Annotated in this window: 24 protein-coding genes; 10 read left to right on the forward strand and 14 right to left on the reverse strand. The window is 33.3% G+C overall.

Features of this window, described 5'->3' with window-relative positions; genetic code table 11:
• Window positions 1-124: 124 nt before the first annotated feature.
• The 3 genes from ASC72_RS17510 to can all read left to right on the forward strand — a co-directional run bounded on the left by ASC72_RS17510 (window position 125) and on the right by can (window position 2900).
• Entirely contained in the window at window positions 125-409 is a 285-nt protein-coding gene (locus ASC72_RS17510) for a hypothetical protein (RefSeq protein WP_056193710.1), read from the forward strand.
• A gap of 80 nt (window positions 410-489) precedes the next feature.
• Window positions 490-2130: a SulP family inorganic anion transporter gene (locus tag ASC72_RS17515; RefSeq protein ID WP_056193713.1), complete on the forward strand. Its 1641-nt coding sequence runs from the start codon at window positions 490-492 to the stop codon at window positions 2128-2130.
• Between the two features lie 131 nt (window positions 2131-2261).
• The gene (gene can / locus ASC72_RS17520) at window positions 2262-2900 is read left to right on the forward strand and encodes a carbonate dehydratase (protein ID WP_056193716.1); all 639 of its coding nucleotides are present in this window, start codon (window positions 2262-2264) and stop codon (window positions 2898-2900) included.
• Window positions 2901-2949: 49 nt separating this feature from the next.
• Here the strand turns inward: can and ASC72_RS17525 are convergent, their stop codons facing one another.
• Together ASC72_RS17525 and ASC72_RS17530 are read right to left on the reverse strand one after the other, a co-directional pair.
• Window positions 2950-4152: an LETM1-related biofilm-associated protein gene (locus tag ASC72_RS17525; RefSeq protein ID WP_056193719.1), complete on the reverse strand. Its 1203-nt coding sequence runs from the start codon at window positions 4150-4152 to the stop codon at window positions 2950-2952.
• A 104-nt stretch (window positions 4153-4256) separates the two neighbouring features.
• Complete coding sequence (locus tag ASC72_RS17530; RefSeq protein ID WP_056193722.1) at window positions 4257-4784, reverse strand: superoxide dismutase family protein; 528 nt, start codon at window positions 4782-4784, stop codon at window positions 4257-4259.
• A 214-nt stretch (window positions 4785-4998) separates the two neighbouring features.
• On the opposite strand from ASC72_RS17530, the gene ASC72_RS17535 reads away from it, so the two are divergent.
• The 3 genes from ASC72_RS17535 to ASC72_RS17545 are packed head-to-tail and all read left to right on the forward strand — an operon-like array spanning window position 4999 to window position 6941.
• Window positions 4999-5424 carry an META domain-containing protein gene (locus ASC72_RS17535; protein WP_117595814.1) on the forward strand — a complete coding sequence of 142 codons (426 nt, stop codon included), beginning with the start codon at window positions 4999-5001 and terminating at the stop codon, window positions 5422-5424.
• Window positions 5425-5459: 35 nt separating this feature from the next.
• Window positions 5460-5981 (forward strand): DUF4251 domain-containing protein, encoded by a 522-nt coding sequence (locus ASC72_RS17540; RefSeq protein ID WP_056193724.1) that lies wholly within the window; start codon window positions 5460-5462, stop codon window positions 5979-5981.
• A gap of 42 nt (window positions 5982-6023) precedes the next feature.
• Window positions 6024-6941, forward strand: a complete 918-nt coding sequence (locus tag ASC72_RS17545) for a transporter (RefSeq protein ID WP_241775748.1) — start codon at window positions 6024-6026, stop codon at window positions 6939-6941.
• Window positions 6942-7055: 114 nt separating this feature from the next.
• Here the strand turns inward: ASC72_RS17545 and ASC72_RS17550 are convergent, their stop codons facing one another.
• The 8 genes from ASC72_RS17550 to ASC72_RS17585 all read right to left on the reverse strand — a co-directional run bounded on the left by ASC72_RS17550 (window position 7056) and on the right by ASC72_RS17585 (window position 17701).
• On the reverse strand, window positions 7056-8072 hold the full coding sequence (locus ASC72_RS17550; protein WP_241775749.1) for a glycoside hydrolase family 18 protein: 1017 nt from the start codon (window positions 8070-8072) through the stop codon (window positions 7056-7058).
• Window positions 8073-8496: 424 nt separating this feature from the next.
• Window positions 8497-10302 (reverse strand): acyl-CoA dehydrogenase family protein, encoded by a 1806-nt coding sequence (locus ASC72_RS17555; protein ID WP_056193731.1) that lies wholly within the window; start codon window positions 10300-10302, stop codon window positions 8497-8499.
• Between the two features lie 59 nt (window positions 10303-10361).
• Window positions 10362-10712: a four helix bundle protein gene (locus ASC72_RS17560; protein ID WP_056193734.1), complete on the reverse strand. Its 351-nt coding sequence runs from the start codon at window positions 10710-10712 to the stop codon at window positions 10362-10364.
• A 146-nt stretch (window positions 10713-10858) separates the two neighbouring features.
• Window positions 10859-12040 (reverse strand): acetyl-CoA C-acyltransferase, encoded by a 1182-nt coding sequence (locus ASC72_RS17565; RefSeq protein ID WP_056193737.1) that lies wholly within the window; start codon window positions 12038-12040, stop codon window positions 10859-10861.
• 93 nt (window positions 12041-12133) lie between these two features.
• On the reverse strand, window positions 12134-14524 hold the full coding sequence (locus ASC72_RS17570) for a 3-hydroxyacyl-CoA dehydrogenase/enoyl-CoA hydratase family protein (RefSeq protein WP_056193740.1): 2391 nt from the start codon (window positions 14522-14524) through the stop codon (window positions 12134-12136).
• Between the two features lie 67 nt (window positions 14525-14591).
• Entirely contained in the window at window positions 14592-15050 is a 459-nt protein-coding gene (locus ASC72_RS17575; RefSeq protein WP_056193743.1) for a MarR family winged helix-turn-helix transcriptional regulator, read from the reverse strand.
• 227 nt (window positions 15051-15277) lie between these two features.
• Window positions 15278-16309, reverse strand: coding sequence for a YafY family protein (locus tag ASC72_RS17580; protein WP_056193746.1), 1032 nt, complete (start codon window positions 16307-16309; stop codon window positions 15278-15280).
• 762 nt (window positions 16310-17071) lie between these two features.
• Window positions 17072-17701 (reverse strand): hypothetical protein, encoded by a 630-nt coding sequence (locus ASC72_RS17585; RefSeq protein ID WP_371258470.1) that lies wholly within the window; start codon window positions 17699-17701, stop codon window positions 17072-17074.
• 77 nt (window positions 17702-17778) lie between these two features.
• On the opposite strand from ASC72_RS17585, the gene ASC72_RS17590 reads away from it, so the two are divergent.
• Entirely contained in the window at window positions 17779-18279 is a 501-nt protein-coding gene (locus tag ASC72_RS17590; protein ID WP_056193752.1) for a hypothetical protein, read from the forward strand.
• Between the two features lie 121 nt (window positions 18280-18400).
• Window positions 18401-19213 carry a hypothetical protein gene (locus ASC72_RS17595; RefSeq protein ID WP_056193755.1) on the forward strand — a complete coding sequence of 271 codons (813 nt, stop codon included), beginning with the start codon at window positions 18401-18403 and terminating at the stop codon, window positions 19211-19213.
• A 79-nt stretch (window positions 19214-19292) separates the two neighbouring features.
• On the opposite strand, the gene ASC72_RS17600 is transcribed toward ASC72_RS17595, so the two are convergent.
• The 3 genes from ASC72_RS17600 to ASC72_RS17615 all read right to left on the reverse strand — a co-directional run bounded on the left by ASC72_RS17600 (window position 19293) and on the right by ASC72_RS17615 (window position 22007).
• Window positions 19293-20087 (reverse strand): sensor histidine kinase, encoded by a 795-nt coding sequence (locus tag ASC72_RS17600; RefSeq protein ID WP_056193758.1) that lies wholly within the window; start codon window positions 20085-20087, stop codon window positions 19293-19295.
• 637 nt (window positions 20088-20724) lie between these two features.
• Complete coding sequence (locus ASC72_RS17610) at window positions 20725-21372, reverse strand: hypothetical protein (RefSeq protein ID WP_056193764.1); 648 nt, start codon at window positions 21370-21372, stop codon at window positions 20725-20727.
• 5 nt (window positions 21373-21377) lie between these two features.
• A complete protein-coding gene (locus ASC72_RS17615; protein WP_056193769.1) occupies window positions 21378-22007 on the reverse strand; it encodes a response regulator transcription factor in 630 nt (209 codons plus the stop codon).
• 224 nt (window positions 22008-22231) lie between these two features.
• Here ASC72_RS17615 and ASC72_RS17620 point away from each other — a divergent pair, with 224 nt between their 5' ends.
• Window positions 22232-23506 (forward strand): hypothetical protein, encoded by a 1275-nt coding sequence (locus ASC72_RS17620; protein ID WP_056193772.1) that lies wholly within the window; start codon window positions 22232-22234, stop codon window positions 23504-23506.
• Between the two features lie 98 nt (window positions 23507-23604).
• A complete protein-coding gene (locus tag ASC72_RS17625) occupies window positions 23605-25575 on the forward strand; it encodes a hypothetical protein (protein ID WP_056193775.1) in 1971 nt (656 codons plus the stop codon).
• Window positions 25576-25806: 231 nt separating this feature from the next.
• Here ASC72_RS17625 and ASC72_RS17630 read toward each other — a convergent pair whose 3' ends face one another.
• Complete coding sequence (locus ASC72_RS17630; RefSeq protein ID WP_131725837.1) at window positions 25807-26682, reverse strand: hypothetical protein; 876 nt, start codon at window positions 26680-26682, stop codon at window positions 25807-25809.
• Between the last annotated feature and the right edge of the window lie 80 nt (window positions 26683-26762).

The raw sequence follows: 26762 nt of genomic DNA on the forward strand, positions 1-26762 counted from the left end.
ATAAATAGATTAAAAAGTAGTATGATCCCTGCGGATAGTACTGCTTTTTTTATGAATGTTAAATTTCTATAAAATTTTTTGCTTCAGGCTTTGATTTTATTTCTTTAACACTATTTTTGCGACAATGAAATTAATCGCTCGCATATTATTATTCATATTTATTGCTTTCTTAGCAACGCCAACTATTGTGACGTTGATGAAGAAAAGTAATGATACGTCTATGTTTTTCAGTTTTTCTGAAGAGGAGCATTCACACAAAGAACTTAAGGCTGCTGTTTATCCGGCAATACTTCAGCATGAAGTTATTATGCCTGTATATATTGAAAAAAAGACCATCGTGTCTGAAAATATTGTAAAACTAGACAATATTTCGCCGAGCATATTTGCTCCACCTCCCAACTTGGTATAATACTTCCGATTATTTTAAACTAACTGTATTTATAGTAAATGCAGTAGATCTTTAATGTATCAATTTTTTAGTATTGTATTATGTCAAAAAAAATTAATCTTTTTGCCAACCTTAAATCTGATTTTGCTTCAGGTTTAGTGGTTTTTTTGGTGGCTCTTCCGTTGTGTTTAGGTATAGCAATGGCTTCTGGAGCGCCTTTATTTTCTGGAATTATCGCAGGTGTTATTGGTGGTATTGTGGTAGGTTGTTTGAGCCAGTCGCATATTAGTGTATCTGGCCCGGCAGCTGGTTTAACAGCTATTGTGTTAACCGCGATCACTGATTTTGGTGCCTTTGATGTGTTTTTAATGTCTGTTTTTATTGCTGGATTAATTCAATTAGCATTAGGATTTTTAAAAGCCGGAAGTATTTCAAATTATTTTCCAACCAATGTAATTGAAGGAATGTTAGCGGGTATCGGAATTATTATCATTCTGAAACAGTTGCCGCACGCTTTTGGTTATGATGCTGATTTTGAAGGTGATCAGGCTTTTATTCAGAATGACGGAAGCAATTCGTTCTCCTTTTTATTCGATGTAATTAATCATATCCAATTAGGAGCTGTAGTTATTTCGTTAGTTTCATTAGTAATATTAATTGCCTGGGATAAAGTTTCTTTTTTGAAGAAATTAAAATTAGTTCCGGGTGCACTAATAGCCGTTATTGCTGGTATTGTTTTAAATGAGATTTTTATTTCAACAGGAAGTTCCTTAGCAATTGCAAAGGATCACTTGGTTTCCTTACCAGTTCCAAAATCTTTTGACGAATTTAAATCAATTCTTATTACGCCAAATTTTGCTGCTGTTACAAATCCGCAGGTTTGGGTAGTAGGGGTTACCATTGCTATTGTAGCATCTATTGAAACTTTATTATGTATTGAAGCTGCAGACAGAATGGATGTTCAAAAACGTTATACCAATACAAATGTGGAACTTAGGGCTCAGGGAATTGGTAACATTGTAAGTTCACTTTTAGGTGGATTACCAATGACATCTGTTGTGGTGAGATCATCTGCGAATAATAATGCAGGAGCGAAATCTAAAATGTCTGCTATTATTCACGGTGTACTTTTATTGGTAAGTGTTTTGAGTATTCCGGCGTTATTAAATAAAATTCCGTTGGCTACTTTGGCTACTGTTTTGATATTAGTTGGATATAAATTAGCGAAGCCGGCAACTTTCTTCCATTTTTGGGAAAAAGGAAAATATCAGTTCGTACCTTTTATTGCCACTTTAGTATTTGTTGTAGCAACAGATTTATTGAAAGGTGTAGCATTAGGAATTATCATCAGTATTATTTTTGTTTTGAGAGGAAACCTGAAAAGAGCTTACAGCTTTAAAAAAGAAGAATACGAAGACGGCGATGTTATTCATATCGACTTAGCACAGGAAGTTTCATTCTTAAACAAAGCAGCTATCAAATTGACTTTGAATGAAATCCCTGAAAACTCAAAAGTGATTATCAACGCGCACGATACCGAATATATAGCACACGATGTTTTGGATTTAATTCGTGAGTTTAAAGAAACGCGTGCCATTGATGAAAATATCAAGGTAAAACTTAAAGGCTTTAAAAAAGCATATCAGTTAGAAAATACTCCTGATAAAGACAATCACGTTTCGATCGAGCATTATTATGATGTTGCAAAGAGAGCATTGGTTAAAAAGGAAACATTAAAATAGAAATTTAAAACAAATTAAATAAATTAAGGTATTTCTAAATTGTTTGAAGTATCAAAATTTAGGTAACTTTACATAAGTTCTTTTTGATACGTCTAATCGCATAGAAATGCCACTCAAAAATTAAAAAAATAATGAAAGAGTTTTATAAGCAGTTAATAGAAAACAACAAAAAATGGGTAGAAAAATCATTAGCATTAGACCCAAATTATTTCGCGGATTTAGCTAAAGGACAAACACCGCCATTGTTATGGATTGGATGTTCTGACAGCCGTGTTCCTGCAAATGAAATTATTGGTGCTAAACCAGGTGAAGTTTTTGTACACCGTAATATTGCCAATATGGTTGTTCACTCAGACATGAATATGTTAAGTGTACTGGATTATGCAGTAAACGTTTTAAAAGTAAAACACGTTATTGTTTGCGGACATTACGGATGTGGTGGTGTAAAAGCTGCAATGGGAAATATGTCTGTTGGAATCATCGACAACTGGATTCGTCATATTAAGGATGAATACCGTTTACACGATAAATACTTAAATTCAATTGAAAATGAAACAGAACGTTTCAATGCTTTTGTTGAAATCAATGCTAAAGAGCAAGTTTACAACTTAGCAAAAACATCTATCGTACAGGGAGCCTGGAAAAATGGTCAGGAATTAATGCTTCACGGATGGGTTTACGGTTTAAATTCTGGTTTTATAACTGATTTGAATGTAAACATTGCTTCAAATGAGGAATTAGATGATGTATATCAATTAAGTAATCTTTAAGAAGATTAAATTATAAGAATAAAAAATCGCCTCAAAAGGGCGATTTTTTTTATTCGTTTTCATCTAGATTTTCGTTGAAAGCTGATGGTAACATTGTTGGAATAAACTTTATTAAAATCGGCAATAATAAACTTCCGCCGGGAAGTAAAAAGATAGTAAGTGACGGAATCGTTTTACAAATATCCAAAAGCTGTTTTTTTACTTTTTTCTTTTCCTTGGCATCCAGATCTCTGGTAGTGGAATAAGCTAAAAGAACCATTAATTCTTTACTCTGAACTATTTCCTTAACAAGCCTGTTTTTGTTTCTAATAATCAATTTTACGACAGTGTGTGTCATTTGATCGTAAAAATGCTTTACAGGATTTGAATAATTGAAATATGGAATTTTCTTTTTATGTGTTGTTATAAACGAATTGGTGGTATCAATACTATGCGTTATAAAATCATCAGAAACTCTCATCATTGATCCTAATGAATATAAAAAGTATGCTTCTTCATTTTCTACAACGCCATCACTCCATAAAGCCATTCCGGCCATGTCAATAAGGTAATAATGCTCCAGTTTATTGGTAAAATTATCAAGTTGTAAAGTTTCTAAAGTATCAACCGTAACTTTTGAAAATTTTGAATATCGAATTGAAGCTTCAAAAAGTTTAATCAATAAATCGTCGTGTTGTGATTTTACTGTTTTGGTTTTTAAGGCCAAACCAACAATTCCAAGAACGGTTTCTTCAATTCGTTTTAAATATTTCTCCGGAATTGCGCCATGTTCTAAATATTGTCTAAAAGCCAGTACATCAATAAACAACAATGCGTTGGTTACTAAATGCGAAAAGTTTTTACTGATGATGCTATCGTTAGTTTGAACTCTCTGATCGATTATACTTTCTAACGAAAGGGAAGGTGTATCTTTTGGAAGTAAAATTTTAAACAAACTAAACCCTTCCGGATTCATTTCTTTATAAAATTTTAAAACTTCGGTAGTAAAGTTATTGGGCTCAGAATTTTTTTTCTCTAAGCAAAAGACACCATATAAAGTGTTTAATAAAGCAATTTTAGAAATTTCAGTTTTAAACCAGCCTTTTATCGGAATTGGAATTTGGGAATCAATAGAAATGATATGCCCATAAATGAACCCGGTCGCTCTGACTTTATCATAAAACGATTCATTAGTTTCAAAAGGAATAGCTTCTGAAAACTTTTGTTCGCTAAAAAACTTATCTATCCAACCTGGTGCTGATGGGTTAATCATTAACTTTTGTTTGAGGCTACAAAGCTATATCTTTTTCTTGTTTTAGAATTACTTTTAAAATGAAATAACCACTAGATTTTGTGAAAAATAGTGGTTATTGTATTTTATTTGATGATTCCTGCACAGGCAACCCTCCCACCGGCATTTCCAGTTGGTTGTGTCGTAAAATCATCTGTTCCCTGATGTACGATCAAACCTTTTCCTAAAACATCTTTGGTTTCATCACCACAACCTACACACCATTCGTCTGTCGTTAATGTAATGGTTCCGTTACCTTTTGCATCAGCAGTAAAGTTACCAATATCACCTTTGTGGTATTCGCCAACGCCCCATTTTCCGTGTTTTTTAAAGGTAGGATTCCAGTGTCCACCGGCTGAACTTCCATCAGCTGCAGTACAATCTGATTTTTCATGAATGTGAATCGCGTGAACTCCAGGTTGTAATCCGGCCACTTTTGCAACAAAAGTTACTTTTCCGTTTTTCTCTGTAAAAGTAGCTGTTCCACTTACGGTACTATTACTTTTTGGTTCTAAATTTACAGTTAAAGTTTTGGCATCATTCGATTTTGTATTTGTCTTACAGCCAATAATTAAGGCTGTAATTATAGCGAAAGAAACAATTATTTTTTTCATATGTGAGACTTTTAAATTAAAGATTAAGTAAATTTAACATAAAAAATACGATATAACTTAACGTCTTAAGTTAAAAAAATCTAAAACTATTTTATCGTATTTTAATAACAGTTTAAGGCTGAAGACAAAAATATTGCTTAAATTCGTAAAGGTTTTTAATCAAAAAATTCCCAAATCCGGTTTTCTAATTCATTAATATTTAACACTTAACATTATGATGAAGAATATTCTTATCCTTGTTTTTTGTAGCACGGTCTTACTTTCGTGTAAATGCAAAAAAACAGATTCAGTTTCTAAACTAGAAGGAAATTGGGAATTAAATTATATTTCAGGACCACGAATAGCTTTTGATGGTTTGTATCCAAATAAAAAACCAATCCTAAATTTTGACCTGAAAGAAAATCATATTTCCGGGAACAGTAGCTGTAATTCTTTTAACGGAAAACTGGTTCTCGACGCTAATAAAATTGATTTTGCCCAACCTATGGCGATGACCAAAATGATGTGTCAGGACGGACAGGGAGAACAGGTGTTTATGAGCACTTTGCAAAAAATAACATCTTATGATGTAACTGATGATGGTAAAACACTGAATCTTATTTCTGGTGACATTGCTATGATGCGATTTACCAAAAAGTAAGTTCTACTTTATTAACTCTATTAAATATTTATTTTATGAAACGTAAACTATTGATTTTACTAGTGTTATTGTGCTTTTTAAGTTTTCCGGTCTTGGCTCAGGAAAAAACAAAGAAAGAATTAAAAGCAGACAGAGAATTACAAAAACAAAAAGAAATTGAAACGCTTATCGATTCTAAAAATTTTGTTTTTGAAGCACAAAAAGTCACGCCACAAGGCGGCCGAATGTTGAATTTAGATTACAATACTTATTTTTTGAAATTTAATACCGAAAAGACAACTTGCGATCTGCCTTTTTTTGGTCGGGCTTTTAATGTAGCCTATGGAGGAGATGGCGGAATTAAATTTGAAGGTATCCCAGAAAATATAAAAATTGAGAAAAAGAAAAAATCGATTAATGTCAAAGCAACAGTTAAAGGTAAAGATGATGTTTATACACTTTACTTTAATGTTTTCTTTGATGGAGGAGCAACGCTGTCTGTAAATAGTAATAACAGGGCATCGATTTCATATGATGGAGAAATTGAAGCTCCAAAAGCGGATGAAAATAAAAAATAAAAAGAGCGTTTTAGTCTAATTATTCTCTGAATTTTTCAATTTATGCCAAAAAGTACTTTTAATGTTTTGATTCAGAAACATCATTTTATGATGTTGTTTTTCATGGGAATATTTTCAGCTTTTAGTCAGGATTTAGAACCAAGGGTTTATGCTAATGTTCCGAAAAATTTAAATGTAGCCGCCATAGGATATGCCTACATGGATGGAAATGTCCTGACAGAACCATCCTTGCCTATTTCTGATTTCACTATTCAAAGTCATAATCTGGCCGCAACTTATGTAAGAACATTTGGTTTGTCAAACAAATTGGCGCGTGTACAAGTCGCATTGCCATTTACTTTTATGGATGGATCGGCGAATGTAAACGGTGAAAATATAACAGGTTCGAGAACTGGTTTTGCTGACATGAAAGTCCGCTTTGGAGTTAATTTATTAGGTTCTCCGGCTCTTGATAAAGCTGAGTTTAGAAAGTACGAACAAAAGACCATTTTAGGGATGAGTTTGGTAACGTCTATTCCCACAGGAAAATATTATGACGATAAACGAGTGAATATAGGTACAAACCGTTGGGGCTTTAAGCCTGAAATTGGTGTCTCGCAACGATTTTCTCATTTTTATGCCGAAGTCTATGGCGGTGTTTGGTTCTATACCGATAACAATGATTTTTTAGGAAAAAAATTGGAACAGAAACCAACTTATAGTTTACAGGCACACACCAGTTATTATTTTAAGAACAGTATGTGGGTTGGTTTTAATACGAATTGGTTTTTTGGAGGCAAAACAATTACAGACGGAGTTTCAGATGCCAGCGCAATAGATAACTGGAGAGTAGGAGCAACATTTTCAACGCCAATAGCAAAAGGGCAATCAATCAGATTTCAATATCATGTGGGAGCTTATACCAACAATGGATTAAATTATTATGCAATAACAGCTGCTTATCAATACTCTTTCTTCTAGAAATGAAAATAATGTAATGTGTTTAGAATTAGTTTATTTGATAGTGCATAAATGTTTAAAAAAAGCGGCAGTTGTAGAAATCTATAACTGCCGCTTTTCTTATTTTAAGACTATTTATTTTGCTGTTTTAACTTCGTAAATGGCGTTAACCATTCCATCCTTCGAACTATCTAAAGTAAGTTCCCAAAACATAATTCCGCCTAATTTTTTAGCTTTTACATATTCTGTTTTAGCTTTGATGGATTTAATATCATCAGCTGTTGCAAATGTTTTTGTTCCTGCGTTGTACCAATAAGGTGCTTGCGCTTTTTCATCATAAAAATATTTCCAACCGTTTGCTTCTGTATAAGTTGTAGCAAAGTTTTTAAAATTTACACCTTCAATATGTTCACCAGCCTGATATAAACCATTATTGATATTTTCAACGTTTTTCCAGGTTCTGGTATAAAAAGCGCCACCAATAACTAATTTATCAGCAGGGACTCCCTGATTTAATAAGTAGGTTACGGCTCTGTCTGTTGATTCTTCGTTTGGTTTTGTGCTGTACAATGGAGTGTGGTGTCCCGTAACTTTAGAATACCCGTTAACCAAATCGTAACTCATAATATTGATACGATTTACAAGTGGCGCAACAGCTTTCCAATCTATAGATTCGTCCAGGTATTTTTGAAAACCACCGGCAGCAAAACTCAATTCATATTTTTTTCCTAAAGTCGAACGTAAAATTTTGATTAGTTCTGTAAAATTTGGCTTATCAACAGCTTGATACAAATGTCCAGGAAGTCCTTCTATAGCCGGGTATTCCCAATCCAAATCTAAACCATCTACTTTAAAATAAGTACTTACTTCTTTTACTGATTTTGCAAAAGCTAACCTTCCTTCCGGAGTTGAGAATGCAGCAGAGCAAGGTTCACAGCCACCCCAGCCACCAAGAGATAAAACAATTTTTAATTGTGGATTCTTAGCTTTTAAAGAAACGAGGTGTTTAATTGTTATCGAATCTTTAGGCGAATCAACGCTTAGTTTGCCGTTTTTTAGGTGGCAGAAACTAAAAATAATTTGATCTAGTTTGTTGACTTCATATTCGTTAATTAATTTGTCATCACCTGTGTAGTAAGCAATGATATCCATTTTTTTATTTTTTTGTGCGAAACTGTTTGTAGTAAATAAGCACAATAAAAAGAAGGCAATCAGGTTAATTTGTTTCATTTTAAAGTTTGTTGTTTTTTGAATGCTAAATATAAAACATTAGAATCGAAAATTCACTACCCATTTTGTAGAACAAATATAATTTAATAAAGATTTGTGAAATGATTTGCAGGATAGTATAGAGGCACACAGCAGTCGTCTCTGCTGCGTGTAGACGCACTGCTGTGCGCCTCTACCTTATGCACTGTGATTTAGACATATGCTATGCGTCTCTACTTTTAAAGGACCTTATATTACTTATATGGTAAAAAAAAACATATGGTGAAATATAAAATAAAAAATAAACCCGCACAGTTTCGGACTTGTGCGGGTTTAAACAAATTAAAAGCTAAAAACTATTTTTGTATTAGAAGCAGTATTCGTTTTCTGCAACTAATTTAGACGTAATCGTTTCTCTTAATGCCACAACATTTGGATTGTTTGTGTATTTTGTAAAACGTTTTAATCCCATTAACATCATACGTTGTTCGTCACCTTCAGCAAAAGAAATAATTCCTTCTTTTCCTCTTGAGTTTACGATATCTACCGCTTTATACAAGTATAATTTTGCCATAGCAATTTGCTCTTGTACTTTCGCTTCACCTTGATTTTTGGCTAATTTCTCCGTTCTTAGAATAGTACTTTCCGCCATATAGATTTCGATTAAGATATCAGAAGCGGCCATTAATAACTGTTGGTGAGCATCTAAATCTGGACCATATTTTTGAACAGCGCTACCAGCAACCATCAAGAACACTTTTTTCAGGTTAGCGATGATTCCTTTTTCTTCAGCAAATAATTCAGAGAAATCAGGAGTATCAAAAGATGGAATTCCCATTAATTCTTCGGAAACTTTCATTGCAGGTCCTAATAAATCAACATGGCCTTTCATTGCTTTTTTGATTAGCATACCTACAGAAAGCATTCTGTTGATTTCGTTTGTTCCTTCGTAAATTCTGGCAATACGAGCATCTCTCCACGCACTTTCCATTGGAGTGTCTTCGGAGAATCCCATTCCACCAAAAATCTGAATTCCTTCGTCAGCACAATTCTGAACATCTTCAGAAACCGCTACTTTCAAAATAGAACATTCGATAGCATATTCTTCAACACCTTTCAATTCAGCTTCCTGATGAGAAGTTCCTTCTGCCTCACGAGCAGCGATTCTGTCTTCGATATCTTTTGCAGCTCTGTAAGAAGCACTTTCTCCAGCGTATGCATTAGTTGCCATTTCAGCTAGTTTAGAACGAATCGCTCCAAAAGATGAAATTGCAGTGTTGAATTGAATTCTTTCGTTAGCATATTTTACAGCTCCTGAAGTTACTCTACGTTGTGCATCTAAACAAGCAGCAGCCAATTTAATACGTCCAACGTTCAAAGCATTCATTGCAATTTTAAAACCGTTTCCTCTCTCAGACAACATGTTTTCAACCGGAACTTTCGTTTCGTTAAAGAAAACCTGACGAGTAGAAGAAGCACGAATTCCTAATTTATGCTCTTCTTCATTCATAGAAATTCCGTTTGAAGGATCGTTTTCTACAATGAAACCGGTAATATTTTTATCATCTCCAATACGGGCAAAAACAATGAAAACGCTGCAGAAACCTGCATTCGAAATCCACATTTTTTGTCCTGTAATTTTATAATGCGTTCCATCTTCAGATAAAACAGCTTTTGTTTTTCCTGAGTTAGCATCAGATCCTGCGCCTGGCTCCGTTAAGCAATAAGCTCCAAACCATTCTCCGGTAGCCAATTTAGGAACGTATTTTTTCTTTTGTTCCTCAGTTCCATAAAGTGTAATTGGCATAGTTCCAATACCGGTATGAGCACCAAAAGCAGTTGAGAAAGATCCAGTTGCACCAGAAATGTAATCGCAAACTAACATTGTCGATACGAATCCCATTCCTAATCCACCGTATTCTTCAGGAACCGCAACTCCAAGAAGTCCTAGTTCACCTGCTTTGCGCATACTTTCTTCAGTAAAAGCGTAATCTTTTTTCTCAAAACGATTTTTATTAGGCCAAATTTCTTTGTCTACAAACTCTTTTACAGAGTCACGCATCATTAATTGCTCTTCCGAAAAATCTTCTGGTGTAAAGATATCTTCGCACTTTGTTTCCTTAACTAAAAACTGACCACCACGGGTTACGTTTTTTTCGATTGTATCTGCCATTTTTTATTCTTTTTTAGAGAAAAGAAAATAGAATATAGAGAATAGACTTCGTACTGAACTTATTTTAGTCCGTTTTGGAAACCCATTGTCATTCTTTGAAATTCTTCTATTTTAATTTCTAATTGGTTAAATTGTTTTTCGTTTATGTATTTTCTATGTGTTGCAATCAATAATTGCGTAATGAGTTCAAATGAAGAACCAAGAGAAATGTCTAAAAAATGACTGAAAGATTTATCTGTTCGTGATGAACCTTCAGCAATATTACTAGGCATCGAAACAGAACATCGACTTATTTGAGAACTTAGATCATATCTTTCATGTTTCGGAAAGTCTAACAATAAATCCGAAATATCATTAGCAATTGAAATTCCAAGTTTCCAAATCTTCAAGTTCTTATAATTATGTCTCAGGTTTTTTGATGCAAGTTAAAGAATTAAAGCAAAAAAAAGTAGGATTATTACTATTTTAATTGCTCTTAAAACATCTTGTCATTCCAAAAAGTCCTATCTCTTTCTTCTCAATAAAAACATCTATTCTCTATATTCTATTTTCTTTTCTATAATACCTCGTAAATCCCTGCAGACCCTTGTCCAGTCCCCACACACATAGAAACAATTCCGTATTTGTTTCCTCTGCGTTTCATCTCATCAAATAACTGAACAGAAAGTTTAGCACCTGTACATCCCAGAGGGTGACCTAAAGCGATTGCTCCACCGTTTACGTTTACGATATCCGGATTTAAACCTAACTCGCGAATTACAGCCAAAGACTGAGAAGCAAAAGCTTCGTTTAATTCAACTAAGTCAATATCTTTCAATTCTAAACCAGCTTGTTTTAAGGCTTTCGGAATTGCTTTTACAGGACCAATACCCATAATTCTTGGCTCAACGCCAGATGAAGCAAAATTTACTAATCTGGCAATTGGCTCAAGGTTTAATTCTTTAACCATGTCCTCACTCATGATTAAAACAAAAGCGGCACCATCACTCATTTGTGATGAGTTACCTGCTGTAACGCTTCCGTCGGCAGCAAAAACAGGTTTCAATCCGGCTAAAGCAGCTACAGATGTTCCGGCTCTAGGACCTTCGTCTTGTTTTACAACATATGATTTAGTTTCTTTTTTTCCATTTTCATTGATGAAAGTCTGATCAACAGTAATCGGAACGATTTGTTTGTCGAATTTCCCTTCAGCCTGAGCTTTCAATGCTTTCATATGAGAGTTGTAAGCAAACTCATCCTGATCTTCTCTGGAGATTTTGTATTGGTTCGCAACCGCTTCAGCAGTTAAACCCATTCCCCAGTAATAATCTTCGTGACCTGCAGCCGCAACTTTATAATCCGGAGTTGGTTTGTAACCTCCCATCGGAATAAAACTCATACTTTCTGCACCACCAGCGATAATACAATCTGCCATTCCTGATTGGATTTTAGCAGTTGCCATTCCGATAGTTTCTAATCCTGATGCGCAATAACGGTTCACAGTAACTCCTGGTACATCTTCTACTTTTAATCCCATCAAAGAGATCAAACGTCCAACGTTAAGTCCTTGTTCTGCTTCCGGCATAGCGTTTCCTACCATAACGTCATCGATACGTTTTTTATCGAAATCAGGCAGTTCGTCCATCATAAACTGAATCGTTTCTGCTGCTAATTCATCAGGTCTTTTAAATCTGAAGACTCCTTTTGGTGCTTTTCCAACTGCTGTTCTATATGCTTTTACTATATATGCTGTTTTCATGTGTTTTGTTTTTTAAGAGGATAGAATATAGAGTATAGAAAATAGACTTTACTAAGTCCTAAAATCTATATTCTATTTTCTTTGTTCTATTTTCTAGTTACGAAGTGGTTTTCCTTTAGTTAACATATACTGAATTCTCTCTAAAGTCTTTCTTTCTGTACATAAACTCAGGAAAGCTTCACGTTCGATATCTAATAAATATTGTTCAGATACTAAAGTAGCTTCAGATAAATCACCACCAGCCATTACGTAAGCCAGTTTGTTAGCGATTTTTTTATCGTGCTCAGAAATGTATTTTCCAGCTTCCATTTGATCTGTTCCAACTAAGAACATTCCAAGTGCCTGTTTACCTAAAACCTTAACATCAGTTCTTCTGATCGGTTGTGTATAACCAGCTTCTGCCATTAACAAAGCATGTTTTTTAGCTTCAGCAATCTGACGGTCTTTGTTTACTACGATAATATCTTTACCATGTTGAAGAAGTCCGGTATCAAAAGCTTCGTAACCAGAAGTGGATACTTTTGCCATAGCGATTGTTAAGAAATACTCCTGAAGAACGTTTAATTCCACATCATTTTTGCGAAATAAATCTGAAGCTCTTAAAGCCATTTCTTTAGATCCACCACCACCAGGGAGTACACCAACTCCAAACTCAACCAATCCCATATAAGTTTCTGCCGCAGCTACCACTTTATCAGCATGTAAGCTCATTTCGCATCCACCACCAAAAGTCATTCCGTGAGGAGCCACAACAACTGGAATAGAAGAGTAACGAACGCGCATCATAGTGTCCTGAAACAATTTGATTGCCATGTTCAATTCGTCATATTCCTGCTCAACTGCCATCATGAAAATCATTCCGATATTAGCACCCACAGAGAAATTCGCTGCCTGGTTACCAATAACTAAACCTTGATATTCTTTTTCAGATAAGTCGATCGCTTTATTGATAGCCTGAAGTACATCGCCACCAATAGTATTCATTTTAGATTGGAATTCTAAGTTCAAAATTCCGTCTCCTAAATCCTGAATAATGGCTCCACTATTGCTCCAAACTTTTTTGCTTTCGCGAATGTTGTTCAGAATAATAAAGGAGTCTTGTCCCGGAACTTTTACTTGTGATTTTGTTGGGATATTGTAGAAATAAGAAGCACCTTCTTTTACAGTATAGAAACTGTCGCTTCCGGAAGCCAACATTTCAGTAACCCATGCAGCTGGCTCTAAACCTTCTGCTTTCATGATTTCGATTCCGTTGGCAACACCAATCGCATCCCAAATTTCGAATGGACCATTTTCCCATCCAAAACCAGCTTTCATCGCATCATCAATTTTGTATAATTCGTCTGAGATTTCAGGAATCCTGTTTGACACATAAGCAAACATTCCAGAGAAACTCTTACGGTAGAATTCTCCCGCTTTGTCTTTTCCTTTTACTAAAACTTTAAAACGATCGATAGGTTTATCAATAGTTTTTGTCAGTTCAAGTGTAGCAAAATTTGCTTTTTTAGCAGCACGGTATTCAAGTGTATCTAAGTCTAAAGACAAAATATCTTTGTCTACTTTTTTGTAAAAACCTTGTCCTGTTTTACTTCCGAACCATTTATTTGCCATCATTTTGTTGACGAAATCAGGAAGTTTAAACAATTCGTGTTGTTCGTCAGTTGGGCAATTTTCATAAATACCGTTGGCAACGTGTACCAAAGTATCCAAACCAACAACGTCAACAGTACGGAAAGTAGCCGATTTTGGACGACCAATTACCGGGCCGGTCAATTTATCAACTTCTTCAATTGTTAATCCCATTTCTTTTACCAAATGGAACAAACTCTGAATGCCGTAAATACCGATTCTGTTTCCAATAAACGCCGGAGTATCTTTAGCCACAACCGAAGTTTTTCCTAAGAATTTAGATCCGTATTCGTTTAAGAAATCCAATACTTCAGTCGAAGTTTTTGGACCGGGAATAATTTCAAATAATTTTAAGTAACGCGCAGGGTTAAAAAAGTGGGTTCCGCAGAAGTGTTGTTGAAAATCTTCGCTTCTTCCTTCGCTCATAAAATGAATCGGAATACCAGAAGTATTTGAGGTAACCAAAGTTCCCGGCGTGCGGAATTTCTCGATTTGTTCAAAAACCAGTTTTTTGATATCCAAACGTTCCACTACAACCTCAATAATCCAATCAACATTGGCAATTTTTGCCATATCATCAGTCGTATTTCCAGTTGTGATTCGGCTAGCAAATTTTTGACTGTAAATAGGAGACGGTTTCGATTTTAATGAATTCGCCAGATGCTCGTTTACCACACGGTTGCGAACTGCTTTACTTTCAAGTGTTAATCCTTTTTTAGCTTCAGCTTCTGTCAACTCGCGTGGTACGATGTCAAGCAGTAAAACTTCAACACCAATGTTGGCAAAATGACAAGCTATTCCTGAACCCATAATTCCGGATCCAATTACAGCAACTTTTTTAATTGTGCGTTTCATAATAAGTCGTTAATATTTGTTTTTTTATTTTGAATTGAAATAAGCTGTCTCCATTTGTGAATACTGCTTATTCCTTTTCTTTGTTTTCTGTTTGCGTAAATATGTTTTTGTCCTGAATCAATTCGTTGATTATTTCAGAAACTTCGATAAAATGCTTTAGCTTTTCGTCTGAGACATGTTTTCTAACCGTTTCATTAAATTTCAGAACTGTATTTTTAGATAAATCTCTTTTTTCTTTTCCAAATTCGGTTAGGTAGATCAAAACACCACGTCCGTCAGATGGATTTTTTTTGCGAACAATCAAACCTTTGTCTTCCATTGATTTTAATGTTCTGGTCAGGCTCGTGGCTTCCATTCCCATTCTTGGTCCCAAGGCAGTCGAGGGAGTTCCTTCTTCCTTGTCGATACTCAAAAGTGCAAAGCCTGTTGCCATAGTGGCATCGTACTTTGCAGCTTCTTCGTTATACATTCTTGAAACAGCCTGCCATGTAGCTCTTAAAATATAATCTATTGTTTTATCTTTCATAGGTAACTATATCGATTTCAAATATAATCAAAAAATACTATGCATGCATATTATTTTTTGATAAATTTAAGGTTAATAAATTTTTTGTTCTGGTTTTCAGTGTTTTATGGTTATTTTTTATTTGAAATATACTATTCTTTTCTGAGATTTTAACAAATTTGTTGCTATAAAAATTGTTTTATGACTTTAAATCAGGGTTAAATTCCATATAATGTAAAAATTCATGTTTATACTGCAGTATTATTATCCAATTCATATTTAGAAAGTGCCTTTTTCAGCGTTTTTTTCATCCGGTCTCTTACGTTTTCGGGTCGTAGAATTTCGATCCCGTCGCCAAAACCCAATAAAATACGTTCCATTTCATAATTCGGCAAAATGAACAGATGTACAATGATACTTCCGTCGTCATTTTCTTTAATCAATCGTTGTGACGAATGCAGCGGTTTTGTTAAAACATACGGTGCATTTACGGCATCAATCCAAAGTTCGATTCTGCGCGGCTGTAAGCCCTGATTAACCGTAACGCCAATTACATTTTTGTAAAACAAATCGGCATCAAAATCTTCCTCTATATAAGAAAGGTTAAAATCGTAGTCAATCGCGATAATCCGGTCCAAAGCCAAATTAGTAATTGGCTGTGAAGCTTTCTTTTTTCCAACCAAAAACCAGCGGTTATTAAATTCCTTCAATATAAAAGGATGGAAATGAAATTTGGTTTCGTCTCTCGATTTAAACGATTTATAGGTAATGACAAGCGTAACCTTCTTAATAATTGCCTGATAAATCTCGTCTAAAAAATGAAGCCCTTTCAAGTTTTCATTTTTGTCCAGATAAATAACCGGTTTCGTATGCGATTTCTCCGCATAGATTTTATCCTCCAAACGCTGTAAAATATCCGAGACATCACTAAACAAAGAGAAATCCTTAAACTGTTTCAGCATCGAAACCGTTTCGGTCAAAACATTCATATCGGTTTCCGTCAGCGGAATATCGGTTATCGAAAATTCCTCATCTTCATATTTATAATACTTTTTATCATAAACGACAATAGGCGCGTTATAACCCAATTTTTCACTGCGCATCAGCTGAATATCCATCTGAATCGTTCGTTTACTGATCGGGTTTTCCCGGCCTTCATATTCAAACAAAGCTTCAGAACAGCATTCGATCAAATCTTCCAGAGTCCATTGCCGGTATTTATTCTGCAGACATTTGTCAATCGTTTTGTAGCGTATTAAGGCATTTTTGTTTTGTGACATAGTTTGAGGTTTTGCCACAAAGGCGCTAAGGCTCAAAGGTTTTGTTTCACGCAGATTTACGCAGATTTTGCAGATTTTTTTAAATCATTTTAATTCTTTAATCTGTGGCTATAAAAACTTTGCGACTCTGCGTCTTTGCGCGATTCAAATTTTCAGTATTTCAATTACGTATAATTATTTCCAGTTTTTGGGCGTGTCCCTCCGGGCCGGGCTTTCGGCTTTATCTTTTGCTCCGTTCCACTTCACAAAAGGATATCGCCTCTATCCCTCACGCGCCTGCATTTCTTAAGTTGTATTTTTGTTATAAGAATATTATTTACCGTCACAATATTTAAATCCCAGCGGGACAGTATGTTTATAGAAACCAGCGGGACAACATATTTATAGAAATAATAAAACGTATTTACAGAACCCCATCGGGGTGAAATATTTTTTGTAATTCTGACAAAAAGCCGAATATCGCTCCGCTGGAGCTTTGATTCAATAATTCAATATTAAGCTATAAACATATTGCTCCTCTGGAGCCTTTAATTAAATTCAAAAAAATCTGCAAAATCTGCAAAATCTGCGAGAGAAAAATTTTGCACCAAATTTTTTATAGCCACAGATTAGAGGATTCAATTGATTAAAAAAATCTATAAAATCTGCTTAAATCTGTAACCCGAGCGATAGCGAACAGGCGAAGCAAATCTGCGTGAAACAAAACTTTGCGACTCTGCTCCCGATAGCTATCGGGATTGCAAGATTCAAACAGTCTCAACCTTAACTTAATATTTTTATTTCTTTTTCAATATTAGTTCGTGCCTTCTCTTCATATAATTTACTGAATTCATCCGTTTGAAAAATAAATTCATTCTCCAGAAAATGCTTCAACGCTTTTGCTCTTCCGGGTTTATAAAGAAAATCAGGATAAATACGGTATTCTTTTCTAATCTGTTCAAAATAGATTTTATAATCGTCCCAATCTCTGGCGAGAATTTTCAAATCAAAATCGATTAGCCAGTTAATATCTTCAACTTCATTATGCTGATGCAATTGCGTCGCACAAATCGCATCAAAAACCAATTCCGAATTCAAAGTGGTTTGCTTCGGAAGAATCTTTACGGCATGTTCAGCACTTTTCAATTCGTTATCTTTTTTGCTGCTTACATAAATGTAGTCGTGATAAAAGATGGAATACAAAACTTCATTCGGAAATTGAAGCTGATCGAAATAGGTCCCATAACTGGCGATCATATCTTGTATATGCGTTAGATTATGATAATGTCTGGATTTTTTAGAATAAGCCTTTTCTAAATCAAGCCAATTTTGCTGAATCTCTTCTTTTTTAAAACCAATATTTGTGAGTAATTCGGTAAATTTATGTTTCAGATTCATGTAGTTTTTTCTCAAAAATAAAGATTCTTTTTTACTGCGCAAAATAATTGCGTAGTAAAGTAAAACCTTTGTATCATCAAAAAAACGGAATTATGAAAAGTGAAAATTTAATAAACAGACCCAATCCAAAAAATAGAATTATAAAAGACGAACCAGCCTATTGCGAACAAAATATAGATTTACCAAAAGCAATCATTTGCGATTTCGACGGAACATTAGCTTTAATGAATGGCCGAAATCCTTTTGATGCCAGCAAATGCGATAATGACTTATTAAATCATCCGGTGGCGAATCTTTTAAAGAATTATAAAACGTTAGGATATAAAATACTCTTGGTTTCCGGAAGAGAGAATGTGTATAAAGAAGCCACATTGCGTTTCCTCGAAAAACATGAAATTACATTTGATGAATTGTTAATGCGAAGAGCAAAAGATTACCGAAAAGATTCGATCATTAAAACAGAAATTTACAATGATTTTATAAAAAGAAAATATTTTATAGAATTTGTTTTAGACGACAGAAATCAAGTGGTTGATACCTGGCGAAAAGATTTAAAATTGCCTTGTTTTCAGGTTTACTATGGGAATTTTTGATTTTTTAAGATGCTGAGTTTCTAAGTTGCTGAGATACTAAGGTTCAGCATTGATTTAATAAACTTTGTGCCTTAGTACCTTTGTGGCATTAAAATACTTTAATTTGCGCAAAAAAAAATTAATGAAATTTATACAACAGCGAACCATAATCTTAAAGTCACTTATTGCCGCACTGGCCATATTATTAATTAAAAATTTTGTGTTCAAAAAGCTTTCCCTTTATGGACAGGATTTTCACGATTTGATAGAGCTGTCTGATATCACGATTATTTTTACCGGAGCCTTTTTTGTATTCGGATTGTTATTGGCCGCAACCATGACCGATTTTAAAGAAAGTGAAAAAATACCGGGCGAAGTCGCTTCGAATCTGGAAGCGATCAAAGATTGGATTTATCTTGCTTTCAAGGCGCCAAGAACAGGAACTTCTGATTTGTGCAAAGAAGAATTAGACAGCACTTTTTTACGCGAGCAAATGATCGCCATTACCGATGGCATTATTGCATGGATTTATTCCCACGGAAAAGATTCTACGGTTATCTTTCCCTTAATTCGAAAATCGAATGAGATTGCCTATTATTTTGCAGAAAGAGGTGTCGACAAAGAAGCCATAAAAGGCATACAGGAAAATACGAATGCGATGCGAAAACAGCTTACCCGTGCCTATTCGATTTCGAGAAACAACTTCATCAAGCCGGCTTATACCTTGCTGCAAAGTATATTGTTTATCGTCATGTCGCTTTTACTGATTACCAAATTCAAAAGCCCCTCAGCCGATTATCTGGTAACGTCTGCGATTACGTTTTTGTTTTGCTATTTGTATTTATTAATTAGCGGTTTAGACGATCCTTTTGATATTCTCAACGGAGATACCAATGTCGATTTGAAACCTATTGATCGATTTAAACAACGACTGGTTTCGGATTTTTTGGTTTGAAAATTATAGTTGCGAAGTAAAATACAAAAATTCTAAAAGCTATTTGGGGTTATTAATTACTTCTAGGGAAGTGAAAAACTTAGTCTTGTAAAGGATATAGAAATAACAGACAGAAGCCTTTTTGAACAGGAAGAATCTGAAAAGTTCCATTTATATTTTCCATTCGCAACAACATATTGGTTAAACCATTTCCTTTTTGGATATTGTCTGATAATCCAATACCATCATCAATGATTGTAATTTTGAAATAATCTTCGGTTTGCTCAAATCGAAGATTGATGTTGTTTGCCTGACTATGTTTGTACACATTATGAGCAGCTTCTTTAATCACTAAAAATAAATTACGCCTTGCTTTTACAGATAAAGTAGTTTCTTTTTCAAGAATGTTTGAGTCAAATTTTGCGACAATATTAGTTTTGTCTAAAAAACGTTTGACATACAAACTTGTATATTCTATAAAATTACCAACGGTGTCATTTTGCGAATTCAGACTCCAAAGAATTTCGCGCATCGCCAAATTCATATCTTCAGAAGTATTTATAATCGTTTCCAGATCTTCTGTATAACTTTCTTCGGGCATTTTATATTTTAAAAACTCAGCCTGAAGTTTTATGGCGGAAATTCCCGCACCTAAATCATCGTGCATATCTTGTGAAATACGTTCTCTCTCTAACTGAATAGATTTTTGGCGTTCTAATTCGTTTTGCAGCAATTGGTTTTTGAATTCGCTTTCCCGTATTTGATCTTGTTGCTGCTGAATCAATTGCTTTTTATTGTAAATAAACACAACCATAATAATGAAACACACAAAAACCAACATTACGATGATGGCAATGATATAAGTGAGTTTTATTTCTTGCGGAAGCTGGCTCATTTATTTGGATTTTTTGCAATGGCTTCGTATTTCATCAAAGCTTTGAAAAATAAAAGATACATAATGCTATTTATGATATATACCAATTCTCTCAATAAAATTAAAAAATCTTTATCTATAGTATCAAAAAAATATCTCGGAATTACTCTGAAAATAAAAAAACAACTCCAAAGAAGTAAAGCTGTTGAAGTCCAAAAATTAGGATCATCTATAATTTTATCTTTGGATGGAAAAGCTATTTTTTGATAAAACCATAACATCGTATATAAAATATAAAAGATAGGTAAAGCAATGACTAACCTCGAATCTAAGTTTTCTCCCAAAAAACCAGGAAATACCAAAACATAAACGATGAGAATAATAGATAGTATATTGACTTTTTTCTTTAGCTTTTTATGAAATTGCCTGGAATAATAAAACCAAAAAAATAGTATGCAGAATATACAATATACAATGTATTGAAAACTAAATTTAGAATCTTTATCTATTAAAAGAATTATCCATGAAAATAGTTCTACAAGAAAGGTAACAAGAAGATAAACAAATAAAAAGTTTTGGCTAGAAAGACTAAACTTCCTAACCAAAACTACTGATTTTAATAGTGCTAAAAGTAATATTATTTCATAAACATATATCATTAAGGTCTTAGGTTGCCTAGGTCATAACCGTCGCTTTCAACTAATACATTCTTATCGTCTTGACGATTAATTAATGCGTGTACACAAAAGGAGATTCTGCCATCTTTGCCTATAGAGCAAGGGATAATTATGTCATCTAAATCTGCATTACGAAATTGAAGCATATTAAATTTCAATTGATTAAGAGGGAAGTGCAATCCTAAAGTAGCTACGTAGGTATTAACTATATCAAAATCGTAATAAACCAGACTAGTTTTGATCTTCGTGAGTTGTTCTAATTCGCTGCCGATACCTATTTCAAAAGCATTGACTAAATTGTTGAAATTTACAGAATCACTTTCAATCAATAAGTCATTGTTTAAGACATACAAGATGTCCTCATCTATAATTGGACAATCAATATTGTCCGAAAAAGACAGGCCTATATTTAAAGTATTATTCTTTTCTAAAAAATAAAATTTACAATAGCTTTTACCTTCATTTGCTAAGAGTAATTCCTTAAATCTTTTTGCATCGACAGTAAAACTTTTGATTAATCCTTTTATTTTTTTGGATAGAACGTTATATTTCATAACAAAAAGATCTTCGTCTTTTTTTTCTATCCTCTTTTTAAAGATAATATCAATTTCTTTTTTTAATAATTTCATGATTTTTAGTTTTTGGTGTTAAATTTATTAATTGCTTCAATTTTATTACTTACCTGTAGTTTTCTATAAATATTACCAATGTGTTTTTTGATGGTATCAATTGTGACATTTTTCTTGTCGGCAATTTCTTTGTAGAGAAGTCCTTGCGCCAGCAATTCAAGAACTTCTTTTTCGGTTACAGTAAGTAATGCTAAACTTTGTACTTGTACTTTTGATTCCTGAAAATGTTGTAAAACACGCTTGGCAATAGCAAAACTCATTGGTGCACCTCCTTTATGCGCTTCCAGAATCGCCTGAATAATTTTAGCCAAAGGATCTCCTTTTACAAGATAACCACTCGCACCGGCACGCAAGGCAGAAAAGATTTTTTCGTCATTTTCAAAACTCGTGCACATTACGAAAGTGGTGCCGGGCATTAATTCGGTTAGTTTAAAAACAATATCAATACCCGATAAATTTTGCAGTTGAATATCCATTAAAACCACGTCCGGTTCTATGGCTTCCAATTTTTGCAAAGCATTTTTACCATTAAAAAATTGAGCTACACATTCCATATCTTCCTGAAAGTCGATGATATTCTTCAGCGCCTGATTATAATTTTTATCATCCTCTACTATAGCAACTCTTATTTTCATGGTGTTACATTTTCATTACAAAGTTGTGCAATAAATGCATTGATCGCAATTACCCTTTTGGGTGATATTTGAAATTAGGCTAAATCGGGATATAAAATTTAACATTCAATAAACTTACAAAAAAAATTATAAGAATGTAAGAAATAAAATATCACCCTAAAGGGTAATTGATTGATATGTTGTTCTGTAAATACATTTGAAACATAACTAAAAACATAGAAATCATGAAAACAAGATTAATTATTCTTTATTTTTTATTCTTTGGATTTGTTGGCTATAGCCAAGTGGATACTAAAATTATAACAGTCGATTTGAGTAAGCCACATAAAAAAAGCATTACAGTTTATAAGGATTCTTTGTCTACAGCTTTAGATTGCAGTAAATGGCTTTCTGCAAAATCGCGAGAAATGGTAGCTGTCAGATTAATAAATGGAAATCCCTTAAGGTATACTTATAAAATTGATACTAAAGAAATTTCATTTTTTAATAACGAAAAAAAATCTGATGAAATTATTCAAGAAGTAAAAACAGAATCAAATAAAATGGTTTTAGAATGGGGGGCTAAAAATAAAACGATTGAAAGCATTATCAAAAAAAACAAAAGCTTAGCACGAAATATTGACAGTCTAAATTTTGAAATAGAAAGCTTTTATGAAATTTTAAAACAAAAAAGCAAGCTCATCGAAAATGATTATAGCATTAAAAGGGAAGAATTCCTTACTGCGGCAAAAGAACAGTTAAAGAGTTCTTATGAATTATTAGACAATTTGCAAAATTCAGACGATGATATTCAATATTTAAGCACACAAAAAAGTGTAATTGAAACAAAAGATAAAGCAGAAAAAAGTATTAAAATAATCATACAAAAATTCTACAGTGTTGATTTAAATATTTATACGTTTCCAATCGATGTACAAGGTAAAAATATTGACGTTATAGAGTTTAAACTACGCCGTTTTAATAAAGAGACAAAAGCAGAAGAAACTAATTTTGCACCTACATCTTATAATATCTGGATAAAAGGCGGCTTAAAAATAGATGTTAGTGCCGGGATATTTTTTACGTCGCTTTATGATTCAGAATATGACAAAAGAGACGATCCGGCTATAGCAGGTAATAAGATCATTATGCTAAAAAATAGTGGAGACTATGATATGGCATTTGGTTCTACAATTAATACTTATGTTCGAATGAATTCCTGGATTGTTCCAACTCTTAATTTTGGTGCAGTAATAACCCAGAATGAGAAGCTGCAAGTGCTTTTGGGTGGCGGAGTGATATTAGGAAAACAGGAACGCATTATTTTTTCTGCAGGTATTTCTATGGGAAAAGTAGATAGAATTGCAGATGGTTATCAAGTTGGTGGTTCTTATAACTTGGGAGATTCCGGAAATATACCTACTCAAAGTCAATTCAAATTTGGTAATTTTTTCGGAATAACGTACAATTTATCTAAAGTTAAGAAAATAAGTTTAGACAAAGGAATTGAAGAAAATTAATTACTGCAAACGACTTCCAATTAAAACTGCTAAGTAGGTCGTTGTAAATAAGTTTTAAAAACAACAGAGACAATTTCTAACCATCAAAATCCATTTTTATGAAATACACTAAATACCTTTCGATATTTGTAGTTGCAATTGTATTTACAAGTTGCAAACCTCTAAAAACGGCTATAAACAATCAATTTCCTCCACTTTCTACAATTGATCAACAATATGCATCTATTGAAAGAAACCTTGGAGAAATATCAGACTTTGAACCACATGTAGGAATAAATATTGATAAAGATATTATCCTGAAATATTTGCCTACAGAAATCAAGAATGAAGCGGAATCAATCGATGATGAAAACATTATAATTCAAAATATTGAACCAAAAGTATCTTTGGACAGGCAAGGTATTCTTATTGAAGCTGATTTTTCAATTCTTATTCCAAAAAATGATGTAGAAATTAAAATTTTAAATGAAAATGCAAAAATTAAAATTCCCAAAGAGAGTATAGAAATAAAAGGATATTTAAATGGTTTGACTGCAGTTTCTACTAAATCAGATTCCTTATATTTAAGAAGCGCAGTAAATTCATTAAAAGTAAAGAGCATAAAATTTACAAAAAAACCGAAATTACCAAAAGAAGCTTTAGCAAAATTAATTTCTCCAATTCTTAAAAACTATATTGAAAATTTAAATGGGACTTTTTTAAAAAAGCCAACAACAATCTATACTGGTTGGGGTGAGACTTATAAAGTGAGCCTCAAAAAAATGTTTAAAGACCCTAATACAGAAGTTATAGCAGACTCATTAACAGCAACTCGATTTATTAAGAAATCTTGCATTCGTATAAAATCTAATGGCATTTCGGTAATGATTCAATTGATGAAAGATAAACCAATAAAGGATACATCAACTACTCCAACAATTACTCAGAAAACTAATCCAGAATTAACAAAGATATTTAATGCATTCAATGAAAAGTATGATAGTACTTGGATAAGCATTTTTGAACCTATTGATATAAAACACTTAGCTGTTACAAATATTAGCAAATCAGAAATTTCAAAAATTTTAAATGAGACTTTATCTAAGCAAATAATTTTGAAACAAAATTTCATTATTCCTGAGGCGACATTTAATGAAAAATTGGAAGTAAAAAAAGAAGATATTGATTGTCAAAAAGTAAGAACTGATTTTAATTATCCTAATTTTAATGGAGATAGCTGTGATTGGGATTGTATGCATACGATAAAAGTTGGAATTTGCCCATTCTGCAAAAAAGTAAGATTGGAAGATCCTCCATGCGCCGCATCACGAAGAGTATGTAGAATAAGAGTAGAAGCAGAAAGAATAGCGTGGCAAACTGCTCGTGAAACTGCTCGAATTGCTCGTCAAGTACAAAATGAAGCGAAGGTAGCTGCATGCAATGTTTGGAGAGAAGCGACAGGTATTTTAGCTTTAGGGAGATTTAAAGGAGATGTATCAGGGAGTGGAAAAGCAACTATTAATCTTAGATCTTTTAATTTTAATTCTGATCTTTCAGAAATCATGCTAAAATATTCCGGAGGAGTTGATGCTAAATTAAGAGCTAATTTGGAATTAAAACCAATTGATTTAGGGAATATCTTTTTTTGCTTTACCAACTACGATAAAAAGATTTCCAGTAATATAAATGTAGATATTCCAGAAGTTACCTCAAAAATATTGATTACTCCAAGACAAGAAGGAGAAGATTTATTTTTAAATATTAAAGTAGACAAAGTTCGATATAATGCATCAATAAATCCTAGTCCATTACATAGTTTGCTTTTAGACCCGGAATTCCAATTAAAATGCCCTATAAGTAATTTATTAAACTTGGTTACAGTAGGTATTGATGCTGGCAAATTTTTAGGCATGGTTAAATTAGCACCAGAGCACGAGCTATTACTACTTGGAAAAGTAAGTGGCAGTTATGGTATTGATGCTATCGAAATACCATTTAAACCAATTACTTTCAAAATAAACGGAGAGGAAAAAAAATCTTTAATATTTTGGAAAAATAAATCATTCCAGTTTGCATATTTTAAACCTTGAAGAATAAATAAACTTAACAACTCTTTTATACAAAAGTGACGAAGAAAAAGTAATCCAAACTTTAATCAATAAGGAGGGAGAGTTGTATCAATAACCCCAAAAAAAAAATGCGCAAAGTGATTTGCGCATTTTATATATAAAATCTCTCAAGAATATTATTTCCTTTCAGCTTTGAACTAAACACATATAAAGCTCAACAACTTTAAACGTACAATTGGCAGCGTTAAATGATTAATGTTTAATTACATTTTCCACAGTTTTCGGCCGGCTAAAATCAGATTTCTTAGTTTTCACAAACTTCCAATAAACAAAATACTCCACAAAAGGAATAATCAGAAACAAAAAGAAAAAAAGCAATTCATGTTTCAGGATTTCTTTAAAAATAAGATCCATTCCGGCTTGTAATTTGCGTCCCATTTCAGATTGTATGGAGTTTTCGATTTGTTGAGGTTCGATTTGATCTAATTTTTGCAAAAGCGTTTTGAATTTGGCATAATCAATATCTTTTACGTTTTTCATGTCGGCTTTGTCGTCAACGACCTTCATAAAGCCATACACGCACGCGCTGTAAACTTCAGACTCGTATTTTTGAAGCAAATACGAAGTCGACGAATTCTTAAAGTTATCTACAGTTTGCAAACCGCTGTTGTTTTGTTTGATGTAAAGTGCCAATGCCTGGGTCAAAGATTTACTCACATCTTCTGAAGAATTAGAAAGCAATTGAAGCGAATGCAGAAATTCTTTTTTCTCTTTTTCAGATGAAAAAGTAGTTCCGATTGTTTTAGAATAAATATTGGCGGTTATGTTTTTGTTTTCTGATTTCAAAACTGACTTCCCCCCATACAAAAGGCCAATCATAGCAAAGAAATAAAGGAAAACAACCATAAAATACGGAATCCAGAGTTTGGCAATCCAATTGTAGTATTTCTTGTCACGGGTAAAAATATTTTTTCTGTACAAAAAGACATTGAAAATGATTCCGAGAATAAGACCCAGAATTAGAAATAAAACTGTCCAGAATATAAACCAACCAATATTGGGTAAAATAAATTGTTTCGAAAATTCCCAAACTTCAGACCAAACAATACTGTCGATATATTCTTTCATAGGTTTCATTTAAGTGAGATAAAAATAATCAAAAGTAGCTTTCAAAATGAAAATATGTTGAAATCAACGATATTTTTTTT

It is taken from the genome of Flavobacterium sp. Root420 (genome assembly GCF_001427905.1).
Classification (GTDB): Bacteria; Bacteroidota; Bacteroidia; order Flavobacteriales; family Flavobacteriaceae; genus Flavobacterium.